The organism is Flavobacterium sp. RSP15 (genome assembly GCF_003968755.1).
Taxonomy (GTDB): domain Bacteria; phylum Bacteroidota; class Bacteroidia; order Flavobacteriales; family Flavobacteriaceae; genus Flavobacterium.
Genome location: NZ_RYDL01000014.1, coordinates 15,497 through 34,677 on the forward strand (window position 1 = coordinate 15,497; position 19,181 = coordinate 34,677).

Annotated in this window: 11 protein-coding genes; 7 read left to right on the forward strand and 4 right to left on the reverse strand. The window is 35.6% G+C overall.

What is annotated here, in order from left to right:
- Window positions 1–2 precede the first annotated feature (2 nt).
- On the forward strand, window positions 3–314 hold the full coding sequence (locus tag EKM00_RS12650) for a DUF3467 domain-containing protein (protein ID WP_126455867.1): 312 nt from the start codon (window positions 3–5) through the stop codon (window positions 312–314).
- A 793-nt stretch (window positions 315–1,107) separates the two neighbouring features.
- Here EKM00_RS12650 and EKM00_RS12660 read toward each other — a convergent pair.
- Together EKM00_RS12660 and EKM00_RS12665 are read right to left on the reverse strand one after the other, a co-directional pair.
- A complete protein-coding gene (locus tag EKM00_RS12660; protein WP_126455865.1) occupies window positions 1,108–2,697 on the reverse strand; it encodes a peptide chain release factor 3 in 1,590 nt (529 codons plus the stop codon).
- 188 nt (window positions 2,698–2,885) lie between these two features.
- Window positions 2,886–4,328: an alpha-amylase gene (locus EKM00_RS12665; RefSeq protein ID WP_126516432.1), complete on the reverse strand. Its 1,443-nt coding sequence runs from the start codon at window positions 4,326–4,328 to the stop codon at window positions 2,886–2,888.
- A 793-nt stretch (window positions 4,329–5,121) separates the two neighbouring features.
- Between EKM00_RS12665 and EKM00_RS12670 the strand changes: the two genes are divergently transcribed.
- The 5 genes from EKM00_RS12670 to EKM00_RS12690 all read left to right on the forward strand — a co-directional run bounded on the left by EKM00_RS12670 (window position 5,122) and on the right by EKM00_RS12690 (window position 15,230).
- Entirely contained in the window at window positions 5,122–6,528 is a 1,407-nt protein-coding gene (locus tag EKM00_RS12670) for a peptidylprolyl isomerase (RefSeq protein WP_370453939.1), read from the forward strand.
- A 123-nt stretch (window positions 6,529–6,651) separates the two neighbouring features.
- Complete coding sequence (locus EKM00_RS12675) at window positions 6,652–7,605, forward strand: AAA family ATPase (RefSeq protein WP_126516433.1); 954 nt, start codon at window positions 6,652–6,654, stop codon at window positions 7,603–7,605.
- A gap of 328 nt (window positions 7,606–7,933) precedes the next feature.
- The gene (locus EKM00_RS12680; RefSeq protein ID WP_126516434.1) at window positions 7,934–10,705 is read left to right on the forward strand and encodes a bifunctional aconitate hydratase 2/2-methylisocitrate dehydratase; all 2,772 of its coding nucleotides are present in this window, start codon (window positions 7,934–7,936) and stop codon (window positions 10,703–10,705) included.
- Window positions 10,706–10,834: 129 nt separating this feature from the next.
- The gene (locus tag EKM00_RS12685; protein WP_126516435.1) at window positions 10,835–13,102 is read left to right on the forward strand and encodes an aconitate hydratase; all 2,268 of its coding nucleotides are present in this window, start codon (window positions 10,835–10,837) and stop codon (window positions 13,100–13,102) included.
- Window positions 13,103–13,760: 658 nt separating this feature from the next.
- Window positions 13,761–15,230 carry a peptidoglycan endopeptidase gene (locus EKM00_RS12690; RefSeq protein ID WP_126516436.1) on the forward strand — a complete coding sequence of 490 codons (1,470 nt, stop codon included), beginning with the start codon at window positions 13,761–13,763 and terminating at the stop codon, window positions 15,228–15,230.
- A 78-nt stretch (window positions 15,231–15,308) separates the two neighbouring features.
- Here the strand turns inward: EKM00_RS12690 and EKM00_RS12695 are convergent, their stop codons facing one another.
- Both EKM00_RS12695 and EKM00_RS12700 read right to left on the reverse strand, forming a co-directional pair.
- Complete coding sequence (locus tag EKM00_RS12695; RefSeq protein ID WP_126516437.1) at window positions 15,309–15,776, reverse strand: VOC family protein; 468 nt, start codon at window positions 15,774–15,776, stop codon at window positions 15,309–15,311.
- 135 nt (window positions 15,777–15,911) lie between these two features.
- Window positions 15,912–16,988 (reverse strand): glycosyltransferase family 9 protein, encoded by a 1,077-nt coding sequence (locus tag EKM00_RS12700; RefSeq protein ID WP_126516438.1) that lies wholly within the window; start codon window positions 16,986–16,988, stop codon window positions 15,912–15,914.
- 686 nt (window positions 16,989–17,674) lie between these two features.
- Here EKM00_RS12700 and EKM00_RS12705 point away from each other — a divergent pair.
- Window positions 17,675–19,087 carry a carbon starvation CstA family protein gene (locus EKM00_RS12705; RefSeq protein WP_126516439.1) on the forward strand — a complete coding sequence of 471 codons (1,413 nt, stop codon included), beginning with the start codon at window positions 17,675–17,677 and terminating at the stop codon, window positions 19,085–19,087.
- Window positions 19,088–19,181 lie beyond the last annotated feature (94 nt).

The window sequence follows — 19,181 nt, forward strand, 5'->3', positions numbered from 1 at the left end:
GTATGAGTAATTCAAATCAACAACAAGAACAAATCAACATTGAGTTGGATGAGAAAATTGCCGAAGGAATTTATTCCAATTTGGCGATAATCAATCATTCGTCTTCTGAATTTGTTTTAGATTTTGTAAGCATCATGCCCGGCATACCTAAGGCTAAGGTAAAAGCAAGAATTGTCTTGACACCACAGCATGCTAAAAGATTGTTGAAAGCAATCGGAGAAAACATTCATCGTTTTGAAGTCGCTCATGGCGAAATAAAAGATACTGAACAAGCCCCGATTCCGCTTAATTTTGGTCCTGCGGGACAAGCATAATACCTTTAAAGGCTCCAGAAATGGAGCCTTTTTTATTTACGGCTATTTTTTCCCAGTCTAGAATTTTTGATTTCATTTTTGATTCGTGGTGTTAATTAGCTGTTTTTGTATGTAGGTTTTATGAATAAATTAGTATATCCAACCATCAAATCTGTGTTTTACAGCGCCTATTTGTACTTTGAACGGGTATAATGGCACTTCATCGAAAATATTTCCGATTCATTTATAAATGATAAAGTTTCATGATCGAGATGGAAAAAACACATGCTGTCTATTGTAAAATGTAACGGATATGAACTATTTATCTTTAAAAACAACTAAAAATACAGGATGTAATCGTTTCCTTTTGCTTGTTTTTATCCTAGTAACAAATATTTCTGTTTTTGCATAAACCGAGATAAACTTAGTTGATGTGAATACAGTAGCAGTTGGTACAACTACAAAACAAGAGAATGTTTCAACAGTTTCTGCTTCAAATTCTAACAGTATGCATTTTATATTGTGGTTTATGGGTTCAAAACAAGATCCTAATAGCACAATTTCTATAGAAGGAATAAACGCTAAAAAAATAAATAATCACATTAGGAGTTGCTCCAAATAGGCTGCTAATAAAGGCTTTGTTGAAAAAATCGGTAAATTTAGAAAACATGATTGCTTGAGTATAATGCGATTTTAAAACATAAAAAAACGCTAATTTTAGAAATTAGCGTTTTTTTATGCCTTTATTTTTTATGCCTGTGTTATTCAAGACCTGCATTTAATTCCATTAGGGAGCTTTACTTTATATTAAGAATTACTCAAATTCAGAAGTAAAGAATAACTTAACATTTGGATATTTATTTTGTGTCATTTGAATTGTGAAATCAGAATCAGCCAGAAATACTAATTGTCCGTATTTATCATGTGCCAAGAATTTTTGTTTGATTCTTCTGAATTCTTTGAACTCTTCGCTTTTTGGATCGTTTGGTTTTACCCAACATGCTTTGTGTACGGGGAAATTTTCATAGGTACATTTTGCGCCATATTCGTGTTCTAAACGGTATTGGATCACCTCGTATTGTAGGGCTCCAACCGTTCCAATGATTTTTCTGTTGTTCATTTCCAAAGTAAATAACTGCGCCACACCTTCATCCATCAACTGATCGATTCCTTTGTCCAGTTGTTTGGCTTTCATGGGATCTGCATTATTAATGTATCGGAAATGTTCCGGGGAGAAGCTCGGAATCCCTTTAAAACTCATGATTTCTCCTTCGGTCAATGTATCTCCAATTTTGAAATTTCCGGTATCATGTAAGCCAACAATATCACCTGGATAGGAAATGTCTACAATTTCTTTCTTTTCGGCAAAAAAAGCATTTGGACTCGAAAATTTTAAGTTTTTCTTCTGACGCACGTGGTAATACGGTTTGTTTCTTTCGAAAGTTCCGGATACTATTTTTATAAAGGCCAGACGATCTCTGTGTTTTGGATCCATATTGGCATGGATTTTAAACACAAATCCTGTCATTTTTTCCTCTGTGGGATCTACTAATCGGGTTTCCGAATCTTTTGGTCTTGGTGATGGAGCAATTTGAACAAAACAGTCCAATAATTCTCTAACTCCAAAATTATTCAATGCCGAACCAAAAAATACAGGTTGTAGTTTTCCGTCTAAATAATCCTGACGATCAAATTTAGGATAAACTTCATCAATCAACTCTAGTTCTTCCCGCAAGCTGTCAGCTGGTTTTTGACCGATAATTTTTTCTAATTCGGGATTTTTAACATCGGAGAAAGCAATTGTTTCTTCAATATTTTTACGGCTGTCACCGCTAAATAAGTTGATGTTTTGCTCCCAAAGGTTGTAGATTCCTTGAAAATCATAGCCCATTCCTATTGGGAAACTTAATGGTGTAACTGTTAAGCCTAGTTTCTGTTCCACTTCATCCATCAAGTCAAAAGCGTCTTTTCCTTCTCGGTCTAATTTATTGATGAATACGATAATTGGAATTTTTCGCATTCTACAAACGGCCACTAATTTCTCTGTTTGTTCTTCAACACCTTTGGCAACATCAATTACAACAATAACGCTGTCAACAGCTGTTAAGGTTCTAAAAGTGTCCTCCGCAAAATCCTTGTGACCTGGCGTATCGAGAATGTTTATCTTTTTGTCTTTATAATTGAAAGCCAAAACCGAAGTAGAAACCGAAATTCCTCTCTGGCGTTCAATTTCCATAAAGTCACTGGTAGCGCCTTTTTTGATTTTATTGTTTTTTACAGCACCTGCCTCTTGAATCGCACCACCAAAAAGGAGGAGTTTTTCTGTAAGTGTTGTTTTTCCGGCATCAGGATGTGAGATAATCCCAAAAGTTCTTCTGCGTTGTATTTCTTCTAAAAAGCCCATATTTATATCAATAGTGTGCAAAAGTACTATTTATAAATGCCAATTAAAAAAATTGTATCCGCTAATTGGAATAGATTGGTTTTGAAGTTGCAATTCATGCGATTATAATTCACTATTAGAAATGCGATGATTTAATAAATGATAAAAAGAAGGCTATCTTTTCAGACAGCCTCGATGATATTTACATGTTACATATTGATTGACCAAATAGAATATCCATTCGGGGGACACTGTATTTTGACCCATTTGTCTGCTTGAGTAGTTGGCAGCCAAGTTGAATTGCCGGTAAAATCTTTGATTTGTGCATTAGCCCAATTGGTCTGAATCCATCGTTCTTGCCAAGTGGATGAATTATTGATGTAAACCACTAATCCAGGATTGCCGTTATATCCGTTTCTACGGGCGATGTATTCATCAGTATCAGTATATAAAATAGAGGTGTTACCAGTAGCTTTATTGTTATGAATCCAAATTAAGTTATTCATTTTCGTTTTATTAAGCCATTCTTCGTAATCTCGGTAAAAAATAGTTGGGTATCCTTCATGCGTTAAGATGTAGGCATACGCTAGCTCTTTTTTCCAAATTTCATCAGTGTCATGGTTGGTGACAAAAGTAACTGCTTTGTGCGGGTTTCTTTTCCACATCATGTCGTCATTCAAAATATTTAGGTTGTTTCCGTCGAAAGCATCGTTCATTTTATAATAGCACGCAAAATCAAAAACGGAACTGTTGGCATTATTCGCCCAATCATTTAGTATGTTTACGTTAGAATCCCATAATTCACCAACGGAGAAACCACCAACGTTTGCATTCCAATCTTTTATGACCCACGGAGCAAAACCTTTTACGTAATCAAATCTCCATCCATCAAATTTCATTGTGTTTTTATAGTATTTCCCTACTCCGTCTGCTCTTTTCCAAAGCCAGTCTTGTACATTTGGTACTACATGGGCTAAATCTGGAAATCCCCCAAAGGAACCTTCGTCATTATTACCGTACGCATTTTTATAGAAATCAGCACTGGTTCTTGGAAATTTTCCAGAAGCAACACCGGTAAAGTTTGTGTAGGTTTGTGTTCCTGTAAAAGGGTTGTTTTCTAATTGTCCGCCACTGTTGTGATTTAGTACCATATCCGCATAAACCTGCATGTTTTCAGAATGCACTTTTGTGATCAGACTTTCTAATTCAACACGGGAACCAAATCTGGTTTCTACCGTACCATTTTGATTGTAATTCCCAAAATCAAAATAGTCAGTAGGGTCGTAGCCCATAGAAAACGGCCCGTTTTGAGCTTTTGATACAGGAGGAAGCCAGATAGAGCCAATGCCGGCATTTGACCAATCTGTTATTTTTGTGTTCACAGTATTCCACCAGTTTCCACCGGCCGGTACATCCCAGTAGAACGCTTGCATCATTACACCACCTCCGGGATTTGCAACATATCTTCCAGTTGGTATATTAGTTGATACTCCAGTGCTGAATGGCCGTCCGTCATGATTAGTGACATTAATCACTTTGAATTGTGTTGCTGTTTCAGTTGGATTGTCTGCCAGATCATCATTTGAATTACAGGAGTACAAGCCGGCAAGTAAAGCGGTCAATAAATAAATTTTGAAATTTGGTTTTTTCATAAAACGATAAATTAAGGTAGTTAATAAATTGGGGACATTTTAATTGAAATTGTGTAGGATGTGTTTTAAGTCTATTGCTTCATTATGAAAGAATAGATTGCGATTTAAATCATAATTTTATTGAAATCAAAACAAAAAGTATTAAAAAATAGTAATAATATATTTTTTAAGTTTATTTTTTAAATAAATATCATTTTTAGCTAATTTATAAAAATTATCAAAGGACTCGTAAAGCATTGCTTTTAATTTGTAGCGATAACGTTGTAGTGTTGAGAACTTTTTAAATAAGGATCCTTACAATGAGGTTTTTAAAGCTGGATTTTTGTTTTTGAAGTAAAAATGGTAAAGTTTTATCTTTTAGATTGTTTGAACGGAGCGAAAGATGCACGAGTAAAGAGGTTTCATAATTAGTAAGCGCTGGGAAAAAGAAGAAAAATAATTGATGCCGTTTCGATAGCATAAATGAAGGAATAGGGAGTCCTTTATTTAGGTCTTTAAAAGTTGCTTATTTAGGATTTAGAAGAGGAAGCCAACAGGGAATAATTGGGGGTATAAATTTTTGTTAATAGTAGTACGGAAACTTGTATTATATAATTGAATTGTTATTTTTGTCTGTTTTAAATTTAAAAAAAAGGAAGTAATTTGGAATGCAAATGCAATTCATTTCCTGAAGCTTAAAAGTGTATATTTGGCAAAAATTAATATTGCTTTTACAAGACATACATTAAAGATGGGAATATTAAATCCTTCAGTATAAAAATAAACTAGAAAAATGCCAATAAAACACATACAAATGAAATTTATTAATAAAATTGTTCTTCCTTTTTTTCTTTTGCTATTTTCCAGTGGACTTTTACAGGCACAAGAAATCATTAAGGATACTGTAATCGTTCCTATTAAGAAAACGCAATCTACTGGGAAGCAAAAAATTGATGGGGTTATTGGTACCGTAGGCGATTATATTATATTAGATTCGGATATTGACAAGTCATATCTTGAAATTTCTAGTCAGGGAGGTTCCGTAAAAGACATTACAAGATGCCAAATGTTAGGGAAGTTATTAGAAGATAAATTGTATGCGCACCAAGCCATTCAGGATAGTATCGTAGTGACGGATGCTGAAGTAAAAGGGATGATGGAAGAACGATTGAGCTATATGACAGAGCAAATCGGATCGCTGGAAAAAGTGGTGGAGTATTATAAAAAAGATTCGGAAGAAGAATTCAGAACCTATTTCTCAGACATTCTGAAAGAGAATAAGCTCACGTCAGAAATGCAAAAGAAAATTATTGAAGCAGTAGAAATTACACCGGAAGAAGTTCGTAATTTCTTTAAAAAGATACCTGCCGCTGATCTTCCTTTTTTTGGAGCTGAAATGGAAGTGTCACAAATTATAATTACGCCTAAAGTTTCAGCTGCCGATAAACAAAAGGTAATTGATCGATTGAATTTGTTTAAAAAAGAAATATTAGAAGGATCCAGTTTTTCAACTAAAGCCGTATTGTATTCTCAAGATCCCGGTTCAAGAGCGAATGGAGGTTATTATAAAATGAATAGGAAGACCCCTTTTGTAAAAGAGTTTAAAGAAGTAGCTTTCAGTCTGGCTGAGGGAGAGATATCCGCTCCTTTTGAAACTGATTTTGGGTTTCACATTATTTACATAGAAAAGATAAAAGGACAAGAAGTAGAGTTGCGTCACATATTATTGAGTCCGACTGTGACAGAGGAGGCTTTGAACGAAGCTAAAGAAAAAATCACGTTGGTCAGAAAAAGAATCGAAGATAAAGAAATTACTTTTGAGGAAGCCGCCAGAACTTTATCTGACGAGAAAGAAACAAGAGCCAATGGAGGCGCATTGATTAATCCAAAAACGCAGGATACCCGTTTTGAATTGACAAAAATGGATCCCGCTTTTTACAGTCAAGTGTCTAATTTGACAGAGGGCGAGATCTCACTTCCAATTTTAGATCAAGGCGAAGAGGGAAAAAAGAAGTTCAAATTAATCACGGTGACCAATAGAATAGATGAGCATACCGCGGATTATGCGAATGATTACATAAAAATTAAAGATTTAGCTTTGAAAGACAAGCAGATTACGGCAATTGGGAAATGGTTTGAAGAAAAAATTAAAGAAACGTATATTAAAATCATTGGTGAATATAGAGATTGTGTCTTTACAAACAATTGGTTAAAAAAATAATGTACTTAAATCAACAAATTTTGTTGAATGAGGTGCAAACAATTTTTCGGTAAAATAAATAAAAAGAGTTAGTTTTATGATTTCATAACAGCTAACTCTTTTTTAATTTTAAAATTTTTATAAATGTCAGACGTAGCAGCAATACATAACCTAGTTCAAAAAAGGAATGAGCTGAAAAATGAAATCGCAAAAATCATAGTGGGACAGGATGCTGTAGTAGATCAAATTTTGCTTTGTATTTTTTCTGGGGGACATGCTTTGTTAGTAGGAGTGCCAGGATTAGCTAAAACATTAATGGTAAATACGCTGGCACAAGCATTAGGTCTTGATTTTAAAAGAATTCAGTTTACACCGGATTTGATGCCCTCTGATATTTTGGGCAGTGAAATATTAGAGGAGAACCGTCAATTTAAATTTATAAAAGGGCCTATTTTTTCTAATATTGTTCTGGCAGATGAGATAAACCGAACACCACCCAAAACGCAGGCAGCCTTGCTGGAAGCCATGCAGGAGCGCGCTGTTACTATTGCTGGGGAGAATTACAAGTTAGCCTTGCCTTATTTTGTTTTGGCCACGCAAAACCCAATAGAACAAGAAGGAACATATCCTTTGCCTGAAGCTCAATTGGATCGGTTTATGTTTGCTATAAAGCTAGAATATCCTTCTTTTGCAGAGGAAGTTCAAGTAGTAAAACGCACCACATCAGACATCAAAAACACGATCAATCCATTATTTACTGCACAAGAAATTATTGATTTTCAACATTTGATTCGCAGAATTCCCGTGGCTGATAATGTAATTGAATATGCCGTGACATTAGTGAGTAAAACGCGTCCAGATAATCCATTATCAAATGAGTTTGTAAAAAACTATCTCGATTGGGGAGCAGGGCCCCGAGCATCTCAAAATTTGATTTTGGCAGCCAAAGCCAACGCTGCTTTCAATGGAAAATTTTCTCCTGATATTGAAGATGTGAAAGCGGTAGCCACCGGAATTTTACGCCATCGAATTATTAAAAATTACAAAGCAGATGCCGAAGGAATTACCGAAGAAATGATAATTGCTAAGTTGGTTTGACTTTTTTTTGGTACTCGGTTCTTATTTTCAGACAGGAACTACAACGTTTTCTTAGTTATAATGGTTTTTAGGATCTGATACTAGTTAGAATGTAATTAATTCTTTAGGGATTAATCAGTTTATAGTTAAATTTTTTAAAATTATTTAATTATATAGGGTAAAAATCAGTATTTAGTAATAATATCATTTGAAAAAACCACATCTATTAATTTTTTTTAAATATCATCTTAAAGAGCTAAATTTGCGACGTGAATAAAAACTACGTATCATGGCTTTTAATTTTGAGTACATTAAAATAAATAGCTTTTAACATTGAAAACAATTTACTATGAACATTTATAACGATTATCTGAAAGAAATCGAAGACAGAAAAACTCAGGGACTTAACCCAAAGCCAATTGATAGCGCTGATTTAGTAAGCGAAATCATTACGCAAATTAAAGATTCAAATAACGCAAATCGCGAGGATTCAATTTCGTTTTTTATTTATAATACGGTTCCTGGGACAACACCTGCAGCTGGTGTAAAAGCGTCTTTTTTGAAGGAGGTAGTTCTTGGTGAATCAATAGTGAATGAAATAACACCAGCTTTCGCATTAGAGTTATTATCACAGATGAAAGGTGGTCCTTCAATCAAAGTTTTGCTTGACTTAGCTTTAGGAAATGAAGTCACAATTGCAAAAGCGGCGACAGAAGTTCTAAAAACACAAGTCTATCTTTATGAGGCTGATACTGATCGGTTAGAGGCGGCATTTAAAAGCGGTAGTGCGTTTGCAAAGGAAATTCTAGTGAGTTATGCTAAGGCAGAATTCTTTACGAAGCTGCCAGAGGTAGTTGAGGAAATTCAGGTTGTTACCTATGTTGCTGGTGAAGGAGATATTTCGACAGATTTACTTTCTCCGGGTAACCAAGCGCATTCACGCTCTGATCGTGAGCTACACGGAAAATGTTTGATTTCGCCTGAAGCTCAAGATGAAATTAAAGCACTTCAAGCGCAGCATCCAGACAAAAGTGTTATGTTGATTGCCGAAAAAGGAACTATGGGTGTAGGCTCTTCAAGGATGTCAGGAGTGAATAATGTGGCTCTTTGGACAGGTAAAAAAGCAAGTCCTTATGTCCCATTCATAAACATAGCTCCAATTGTTGCTGGAACTAACGGTATTTCCCCAATTTTCCTTACTACTGTTGATGTGACGGGTGGTATTGGTCTGGATCTTCAAAACTGGGTTAAGAAAACAGATGCAAATGGAACGGTAGTCCGCAATGAAAATGGTGAGCCTATTTTGGAAGAAGTTTATTCTGTTGCAACAGGAACAGTGCTGACCATAAATACAAAAACTAAGAAGCTCTATAACGGCGATAAAGAATTAATTGATATTTCTAAGGCATTTACGCCTCAGAAAATGGAATTTATTAAAGCGGGTGGATCTTACGCTATTGTATTTGGAAAAAAACTACAAACTTTTGCATCAAAGACTTTAGGAATTGATATCGTATCGGTATTTGCTCCGTCAATAGAAATTTCTATTGAAGGACAAGGTCTTACCGCAGTAGAAAAAATATTCAATAAAAATGCAGTTGGTTCAACACCAGGTAAAGTTTTACATGCAGGTTCTGATGTGCGTGTTACGGTAAATATTGTAGGTTCGCAAGATACGACTGGCTTGATGACTTCTCAGGAATTAGAGTCTATGGCTGCTACTGTGATTTCCCCAATTGTTGATGGTGCATACCAATCCGGTTGTCATACAGCATCAGTTTGGGATAATAAGTCTAAAGCAAACATTCCAAGATTGATGAAATTCATGAATGATTTTGGTTTGATTACGGCTCGTGACCCTAAAGGGAACTACCATGCAATGACAGATGTGATTCACAAGGTTCTTAATGACATTACTGTTGATGAGTGGGCGATTATTATTGGGGGTGACTCTCATACGAGAATGTCTAAAGGGGTTGCCTTTGGAGCTGATTCAGGAACAGTTGCACTCGCGCTAGCTACGGGTGAGGCTTCAATGCCAATTCCGGAATCAGTAAAAGTTACTTTCAAAGGGGATATGAAAGAATATATGGATTTCCGTGATGTTGTTCATGCTACCCAATCTCAAATGCTGAAGCAATTTGGTGGAGAGAATGTATTTCAAGGACGAATTATTGAGGTTCATTTAGGAACACTCACTGCTGATCAGGCCTTTACTTTTACAGATTGGACTGCAGAAATGAAGGCGAAAGCTTCTATTTGTATTTCTGAGGATGATACTTTGATCGAATCATTAGAGATTGCCAAAGGCAGAATCCAGATCATGATTGACAAAGGAATGGATAACGAGAACCAAGTTCTTAAAGGATTAATTGCTATCGCTAATAATAGAATCGCAGCCATCAGATCAGGTGATAAGCCAGCTTTGATACCGGATGCTAATGCAAAATATTTTGCGGAAGTTGTAATCGATTTAGATATCGTTGCTGAGCCTATGATTGCAGATCCAGACGTAAATAACGCGGATGTTTCTAAGCGTTATACACACGATACCATTAGACCACTTTCTTTTTACGGTGGTGTAAAAAAAGTAGATCTTGGTTTTGTAGGATCTTGTATGGTACACAAAGGTGATTTGAAGATTCTTTCTCAAATGCTAAAAAATATAGATGAGCAACACGGTAAAGTAGAGTTTAAAGCACCGCTTGTTGTTGCGCCTCCTACTTATAATATTGTAGATGAACTTAAAGCTGAAGGAGACTGGGAAGTTTTACAAAAGTATTCTGGTTTTGAATTTGATGATAATGCTCCTAAAGGCGAGGCACGTACAGGATATGAAAATATTCTATACCTAGAGCGTCCAGGCTGTAATTTATGTATGGGTAACCAAGAAAAAGCAGCAAAAGGAGATACTGTAATGGCAACATCTACGCGCCTTTTCCAGGGAAGAGTTGTTGAAGATACGGAAGGTAAAAAAGGAGAATCGTTACTTTCATCAACACCGGTTGTCGTGTTGTCTACAATTTTAGGTAGAACTCCAACTCTTGAGGAATACAAAGCTGCAGTAAAAGATATAAATCTAACGCAGTTTGCACCATCTCATAAGTTATTGGTTAGGTAATAATTAATTTTTGTTAATAATTTAAAAAGCTTGGGTCTTTCGACAGACTTAGGCTTTTTTTATTTATATAGGTCTTCATTTTTTTTGTACCTTGTGGTTCTAAAATATAATAACAGAAAATAATTAGATATGGCTTTTGATATTGAAATGATTAAAAAAGTGTACGACAACATGACTACTCGTGTTGATAAAGCACGCGAAATAGTTGGCCATCCGCTTACATTAACGGAGAAAATATTGTACAATCACCTGTGGGATGGAATGCCTTCACAAGCTTTTACCCGAGGAGCTGATTATGTTGATTTTGCTCCAGACAGAGTGGCCTGTCAGGATGCAACAGCTCAAATGGCATTATTGCAGTTCATGCATGCCGGTAAAACTAAAGTAGCGGTTCCTACAACAGTGCATTGTGATCACTTGATCCAGGCAAAAGTGGATGCAGTAACTGATTTGGCCAGAGCAAAAACACAAAGTAATGAAGTGTTTGAATTTCTTTCTTCAGTATCTAATAAATACGGAATTGGTTTCTGGAAACCAGGAGCCGGAATTATTCACCAGGTAGTACTTGAAAATTATGCATTTCCAGGCGGAATGATGATCGGTACTGATTCTCATACTGTTAATGCAGGCGGTTTAGGAATGGTAGCCATTGGTGTTGGAGGTGCTGATGCGGTTGATGTGATGTCAGGAATGGCTTGGGAATTAAAATTTCCTAAATTAATTGGAGTAAAATTAACTGGAAAACTTTCCGGTTGGACAGCGCCAAAAGACGTAATCCTTAAAGTAGCCGGTATTCTTACTGTAAAAGGTGGGACAGGTGCTATCGTGGAGTATTTTGGCGAAGGAGCAACTTCTATGTCTTGTACTGGAAAAGGAACGATCTGTAATATGGGTGCCGAAATTGGTGCTACTACTTCTACATTTGGTTATGACGCTTCCATGGGGCGTTATTTGCGTTCTACTAATAGAGCTGATGTAGCAGATGCAGCGGATAAAATTGCACCGTACTTAACAGGTGATGCTGAAGTTTATGCAAATCCAGAATTGTATTTTGACCAAGTAATCGAAATCAACTTAGACGAATTAGAACCCCATTTAAACGGTCCTTATACCCCTGATTTAGCTACTCCAATTTCTAAAATGAAAGAGGAAGCCATAAAAAATAACTGGCCTTTGAAAATTGAAGTAGGTTTGATAGGTTCTTGTACCAACTCTTCTTACGAAGATATCGCTCGTGCTGCTTCATTGGCAAAACAAGTTACAGATAAAAATTTAAAAATAAAATCTGAATTTACCATTACTCCAGGATCTGAAGTAGTGCGTTATACCATAGAACGTGACGGATTTATCGATATTTTCGATAAAATGGGAGCAACAGTTTTTGCGAACGCTTGCGGACCGTGTATCGGAATGTGGGATAGAGAAGGAGCTGAAAAAGAAGAGCGCAACACAATTGTTCACTCTTTCAACCGTAACTTCTCCAAACGTGCCGATGGAAATCCAAACACTTTGGCATTCGTGGGCTCTCCTGAATTGGTAACCGCTTTGGCTATTGCCGGAGATCTGGGTTTCAACCCATTGACGGATACCTTAATTAATGAAAATGGGGAAGAAGTAATGCTGGATGCGCCAACAGGAAATGAATTACCTCCAAAAGGCTTTGATGCGGAAGATCCAGGTTTTCAAGCGCCAGCTGTTGATGGTTCAGGAGTTCAGGTTTCTGTGAGTGAAACTTCAGAGCGCTTGCAATTGTTAGCTCCGTTTTTGCCTTGGGATGGAAAAAATATTACAGGGGCTAAATTATTGATCAAAGCTTTCGGAAAATGTACTACAGATCACATTTCTATGGCTGGGCCATGGTTGCGTTTCCGTGGGCATTTAGATAACATCTCTAATAATATGTTGATTGGTGCCATCAATGCATTCAACCAAAAACCCAATACCGTTAAAAATCAGTTGACTGGTACTTACGATGCAGTTCCGGCTGTAGCGCGTGCTTACAAAGCAGCCGGTGTTCCTTCGATTGTTGTGGGCGATCACAACTATGGAGAAGGATCTTCTCGCGAACATGCCGCTATGGAGCCGCGTTTCTTAGGTGTGAAAGCTGTATTGGTAAAATCATTTGCTCGTATCCATGAAACAAACCTTAAAAAACAAGGTCTTTTAGGATTGACATTTGCAAACGAAGCGGATTATGAAAAAATCCAGGAAGATGATACTATCAACTTCACAGATTTAGTTGATTTTGCTCCGGGAAAACCATTAACATTAGAATTTGTTCACGCTGATGGAACTAAAGATATTATCTTGGCAAACCACACGTACAACGCAGGACAAATTGGTTGGTTCGTTGCTGGTTCAGCATTAAACTTGATTGCTGCTGCCGGAAAAGCATAAGCATTCAAATAATTTATTTCAAAACTCTCAAGGAAACTTGGGAGTTTTTTTTGGAGCTATTTCCTGCTCTCCGTTTCAAGCTTTTTCGTAAAATTTCTTTTTTTAACGATAAAAAGGAGCTTCCTTTGGTCGCTCTTTTTATCTGAAAAAAGTGTAATTTCACTTCAAAAGGCTTTACACTTCCATCTGGGCTATGACAAACTAACAGTGTTATTATTTTGAATAAAGAATAGATTTTACTCAAAAAAATATTAAAAAATTACAAAAAAGGTATGAAATGTTCTTTTTGGACGTTAAAAGTTAAAAAAAAGAGAAGTCCTTAAGTTATAAGACTTATATTAGCTTTTTTGTAAAATAAAATTCATCGATTTTTTTCGGCTAGTAATACTGATTCGCACTCCATTAAGGGGCTTGTTTTTTAGATCAGTAGTACCATAGTATTGTAAGATTCCTTTTTGAGTTCTTGCGGTGAATTAGAATAAGATCATTCAAAATTTTACAAACACAGAATCAGGTTTTTTTTATAAAAAAGGTATTTTTTTACCCTTTTTTATAAATAGAAAAAATACAAGCAAATAAACCAAAGCGAAATTTAATAATTATATCCCGAAATCGCTTCTGAGGAATACATAGGATAAGTAATTTGAAAGAGAAGAGTATGAGTGTAAGAGTAATTGTAGCGTTTTTTTTATTTAATAGTATAGTTCTTTTTTCACAGGAAAAAATTATAAAACATACCATCGTAAAAGGGGAAACAATATCGAGTATTGCTGAGCGCTATGAAGTGAAACAAAGCGCCATTTACAAACTAAATCCTAAAGCTAAGAATCTTTTAAAGCTTAATTCAGTATTGTTAATTCCAATTATAGGTCTGAAAAAAACCACTACAAAAACGAATACTCCCTTAAAATATGCTACTAAAGAGCACGAAGTACTCGCTAAACAAACTCCATACGGAATTGCAAAGGAATACGGAATATCTCTGGCAGAATTAAACCAATCCAATCCTGAACTAGAAGCTAAAGGACTCCAAATAGGACAAAAAATCACCATTCCGGGAACCGCAGTTACAACCTCAAAAGTGGTTGTTTCTCCATCTAAAAAAGCAACTTTTACACCGGAAATAGTCCTAGACACTGAAGCAACTAATAAACAAATTTCTGAAATTTTGATACGGGAAGTTTTATCAAAAGAAACCAAATATTCCATTGCAAAACAGTACGGAATCACCATTGGTGAATTAGACAAAGCCAATCCTGCAATAGGCGTTAAACCACTTCAGGTTGGACAGAAGATTAATATTCCTGGAGCGCCAGTGTCGGTTAATCAAATAGCAGCAGTGTTTCAGCAAGAGGTTAAGTTACAAAAAAACGCTCCGAAAACCAGTATTTCCACTGATTCTGTTTTGCCTGAAACAGCAACGGCAGTACCTTTGGAACTTAAAAATGAAGCAACCGCTATCTCTTCAACTAAAGAGATAGAAAAAATAGATTCACAAGTAATTGTGCGGGAAGTGATGCCCAAAGAAACTAAATATTCCATAGCAAAGCAGTACGGCATTTCTGTTAAGGAATTAGAAAAACAAAATCCTGGTATCAAAAGAAAACTCCCTGTTGGATATAAATTAAATTTTCTGGGTTTAATTGAGCCATCAAAAAACAAGACTGAATTAAGTGCTTCTGAAAGTACTATTGGTGAAACTAAACCGGAATTACACCCGTTTACCAAGCCTGTTTTTAATCATGATTTTCTGGATCAATTGATTGAGCATGCCTCCGAAAATATAGGAACCAGATATCGCATGGGCGGAACCACAAAATCTGGGTTTGACTGTTCTGGCTTGATGTGTACTACTTTTGAGGCATTTGATATTAAGTTGCCAAGAACATCAATAGCTCAATCCAGTTTTGGAACAAAGATTAATACGGAAGAAGCTAAAAAAGGGGATTTGATTTTCTTTAAGACAAATGGAAGGCGCCAAATTAATCATGTAGGGATGGTTGTAGAAGTTTGTGAAGGAGAGATAAAATTCATTCACGCCTCAGTGAGCAGTGGTGTTATCATTTCCTCTACAAAAGAAAAATATTATGAAAAAAACTTTACTCAAATAAATCGAGTGTTGCAGTAAAGCGCTTTTTAAAATAAATTATAAAATAGCAAAGCCTTTTCAACTACCTGAAAAGGCTTTGCTATTTTCAGGGATTAATTATTTAGGAAGTGCTTCACTATTTATTTCAATCCAATATCCATCAGGATCCTGAATGTAGATTTGTTTGATACCATCAGCTCGAACAGTAATTTTATCAAGTGTGCCCGGCCAATCTGAATAGGTAATGTTTAGGGTTTTTAATGCCGAAATCAATGCGTCAAAGTTGGCTGATTTAAAGGCTAAGTGGACTGCTTTATTGATTTTTACAGGTTCTTTAATCGTAGATACGAGATGTAATTCTTTTCCGTCACCTAAAGAAACCCAACGAATGCCTTCTTTTTTTGTAAGGTTTGTGATTTCTGAAAGATGTAAAATATTCTTGTAGAAATCAACCGATCGGTCTAGGTCTTTTACGGAAAGGGCAATATGATCTAATTTCAGGGAAAAGGAATTAGTGTTTTGCGCATAAATACTTGATGTACAGGTAATAGCGAATAATAGTGTGGTTAAAAATGTGGTTTTCATAGTGTTAAATAGAATTAAGCGGTTTTAGTTTTAGGTGACTGTCCACAAAGTAGACTAAGTTTACTGCCTGCGATGGCTTCAAAAAAGGGAATCAGGCCGTTTTATATTCAATTGATACATCTTGAAGTAATCGTTTCATAATTTTGATTTTGTGGAATAATTTGGTTTAAACAAGATACTATTTATCACGTTGATTAATTCCTGTGTGCTGCTGGTATTCGTATTTACGGCAGTACTGCTAGTGCCAAAAGGCGCATATTTGTTTTGATTTTCTCGTGAAAAAAGTCCAACTGTTGGTGTTAGTGCTGAACTGGCTAAATGCATGATCCCACTATCAGCACCAATAAAAAGTTTGGTATTTGCAATTACGGAGGCAATTTCTCGAATGTCTTTACTGTAAAATGTAGTTGCTTTAAAACCTATTTGGGAAATATTCTCAACTGGCAAAACCTCAATGATGTTATACTCTTGGTATTCTGTTTTTAATCTTTCATAGCATTCTTCCCACCAGGTTTCGGAATAGCATTTGTCATCTGTTGCATAGGTAAAGATGCAAATCGTCTCTTTGTCATTTTTGACTAGTTCTTGGACTATTTTTTGACCTTCAGCATGTTCAGCAAGACTCAATTTAAGATCTAGCGGTGGTACTGAATTTTTGTTTTCCGCGAATCCCAGAGTGGTCAAAAAGTTTCTGAATTCATATATCGGATATTTTGCAATATGCTCGTAATCAATATAATTTAACGATATGTCTTTGTCAAGAGCTCCAAAAAATTTATATTTGGCATCTGCAAATTGAGCGGATAATCGTCCCGAAGAGGAATTTTTATCCACATTGATGACAATGTCATATTTTTGTTTTTTAATTCGTATCCAAACCTTAAAATATTCAACAAGATTTTTGAATGGTTTTTTGGGAAGTGCAATTACGGTATCGATATTGGTATATTTTTCAAATACAATTGGTGCTAAACCACCTTTTACAAACAAATCAATCTTGCAGTCCGGAAAAGTAGCTATTACATCTTGAACAAGTGGGGTAATGAGCAACAGATTTCCCAATCTGTGGTTGGGTCTGGAAATTAAAACCCTTTTGATCTCTATTTTTTGAGTCCAATCAATTTTTTGATTCTTTTGTGAATTGCCAATATTTTTGGTTAGACCTTGTGTTGCAATTCTTCGATATGCATTTATTTTTTTTAAGATACTCATGCGTTTAAAATAGAATTTAGAATTGAACTTTACTATTATTTATCAAAGGAATCAAGTGGTGCATAGTACGGTTCCGGAATGTAAACAATCGGAACACCTCAAAAGGTACTCCGAATGCAACAAATGTACAATTTAGATTGAAACAATGCTGTTTTTAGTTTTTATTATAATAGATTGGTTCAGTGAATTCATGAGCTATGAGCCAAGTGTATGTGTGAAGCGGTACTCAAATGAGTTTTGAATTCAAAAGTATTTTTATATATGGGTTCGAACAAAAATACAGATTGGCCAAAGTCTGCCAGCTAAACTATATTACACACGATTTTTGTCTGGGTTCTGCTGTAATGAAGATTGTTGTAAAAATAGAACAATAAGTATCCCCCTCGGGGTTTTGTAAATTGGCACACCACATCAATTCGTACAAAGAGAGGCAAGTGGATTTTAATTTTGTGAAATAGTAGGGATATATGTAGGATATGGAAAGGCCTTATTTCTCTTTTGAATAAAATCATTAAGCTATTCTTATAAAAGCGTAATAAGAGCCGTTATAATTGCATTTTTCGTAAAAAAAGCTGAATAAGTATGTAAATAGGTTTGTTTTAGTTAAAAAAATCTAAATTATTGGTGCCTTACCTTGGATACCAAGTTTGATGTCATATATTTAAAAGATCTAAACTATGTAAACTATGATTACTTTTATTATTGCAATTTTTTTATTGATTTTTGGTTACATCATCTACGGTAAATTTGTAGAGAGAAATTTCAAGATCGACGAGAACAAAACGACGCCGGCAAATGAACTTACTGATGGGGTCGATTTTGTTCCCATGAGTAGTAACAAAAACTCATTCATACAAATATTAAATATTGCGGGAGTGGGGCCTATTTTTGGGCCTATTTTAGGAGCTCTATATGGACCATCAGCTTTTATCTGGATCGTTTTAGGATCTATTTTTGCAGGGGGTGTGCATGATTACTTGACGGGAATGATTTCTATGCGGTACGGTGGTGCACATTTACCGGAATTAGCGTCTCGGTTTTTGGGCAAGTATTTTAGTCACGTTGTTAACTTTTTTGCCCTTCTTTTATTGGTTTTAGTTGGTACCGTATTTGTTTCGGCACCTGCCAAAATGATTAATGAATTAGTGGGAAATGATGCAGACATTTATCTGATTATTGTGTTCTTAATCTTCCTGTACTATATTATTGCGACCGTTTTGCCTATTGATAAAGTGATCGGTAAGATATATCCGGTTTTAGGGTTTTTGCTATTGATAAGTGCCTTGGGTATTTGTATCGGGATGTTTATGTTTGGGAATCCAATCCCTGAACTAACCTTAGAAAATCTGCATCCAAAAGGAATTCCCTACTATCCGGTAATATTTTTGACTATATCCTGTGGTGCTTTATCCGGATTTCATGCCACGCAGTCCCCTATAATTTCTAGAACGATAAACAACGAAAAAGACGGTAGAAAAATTTTCTACGGAATGATGATTGTTGAGGCGGTTATTGCAATGATTTGGGCAGCAGCTGCAATGAGTTTGTTTCATGGAAACGATCTTAGTTTGTTGCTTGAAAACGGTGGTCCAGCTGCTGTTGTAAATAAAATTTCGGTAACGTTCTTAGGGACTATTGCTGGGACAATCGCAGTTTTAGGGGTGATTGTTTTACCAATTACTTCCGGTGATACATCGTTTAGAGCCGCAAGAATGATTATTGCTGATTATTTCAAAATTGATCAAAAGCTGTTAAAAAACCGTTTTATGGTTGCTACTCCACTTTTTGTAATCTCCTTTATTTTAACCAAAATGGATTTTGAATTGTTGTGGAGGTATTTTTCTTGGGCCAATCAAGTAACTGCAGGGATTGCTCTATGGATTGGTGCGGTGTATTTGTACCAAAGAAAAACTAACTATATGGTAGCTCTAGTGCCTGCTTTTTTCATCAGCTCTGTCATTGGTTCTTACCTTTGTTATGATCCTACTATCGGTTTTGGATTAGATATCAGTATTTCTAACACAGTAGGAATTTTATTCTCAATTGCTTTGACGGTATTGTTTTTTAGTGTGTTGACAATAAGGAAATCAACATTATAGTTGCCTTAAAGTCTGTTGTATGATGTATGAAAGCAGTGTAAATCCCGGCATGATGCTAATTATAACAGGATAGGTATAATTTAATATTGAATGG

Bases quoted from the DNA above. Each gene is read 5' to 3' on its own strand.
- EKM00_RS12650 (WP_126455867.1), top strand. From the start codon at position 3: ATGAGTAATTCAAATCAACAACAAGAACAAATCAACATTGAGTTGGAT.
- EKM00_RS12660 (WP_126455865.1), bottom strand. From the start codon at position 2,697: ATGGGCTTTTTAGAAGAAATACAACGCAGAAGAACTTTTGGGATTATC.
- EKM00_RS12665 (WP_126516432.1), bottom strand. From the start codon at position 4,328: ATGAAAAAACCAAATTTCAAAATTTATTTATTGACCGCTTTACTTGCC.
- EKM00_RS12670 (WP_370453939.1), top strand. From the start codon at position 5,122: ATGAAATTTATTAATAAAATTGTTCTTCCTTTTTTTCTTTTGCTATTT.
- EKM00_RS12675 (WP_126516433.1), top strand. From the start codon at position 6,652: ATGTCAGACGTAGCAGCAATACATAACCTAGTTCAAAAAAGGAATGAG.
- EKM00_RS12680 (WP_126516434.1), top strand. From the start codon at position 7,934: ATGAACATTTATAACGATTATCTGAAAGAAATCGAAGACAGAAAAACT.
- EKM00_RS12685 (WP_126516435.1), top strand. From the start codon at position 10,835: ATGGCTTTTGATATTGAAATGATTAAAAAAGTGTACGACAACATGACT.
- EKM00_RS12690 (WP_126516436.1), top strand. From the start codon at position 13,761: ATGAGTGTAAGAGTAATTGTAGCGTTTTTTTTATTTAATAGTATAGTT.
- EKM00_RS12695 (WP_126516437.1), bottom strand. From the start codon at position 15,776: ATGAAAACCACATTTTTAACCACACTATTATTCGCTATTACCTGTACA.
- EKM00_RS12700 (WP_126516438.1), bottom strand. From the start codon at position 16,988: ATGAGTATCTTAAAAAAAATAAATGCATATCGAAGAATTGCAACACAA.
- EKM00_RS12705 (WP_126516439.1), top strand. From the start codon at position 17,675: ATGATTACTTTTATTATTGCAATTTTTTTATTGATTTTTGGTTACATC.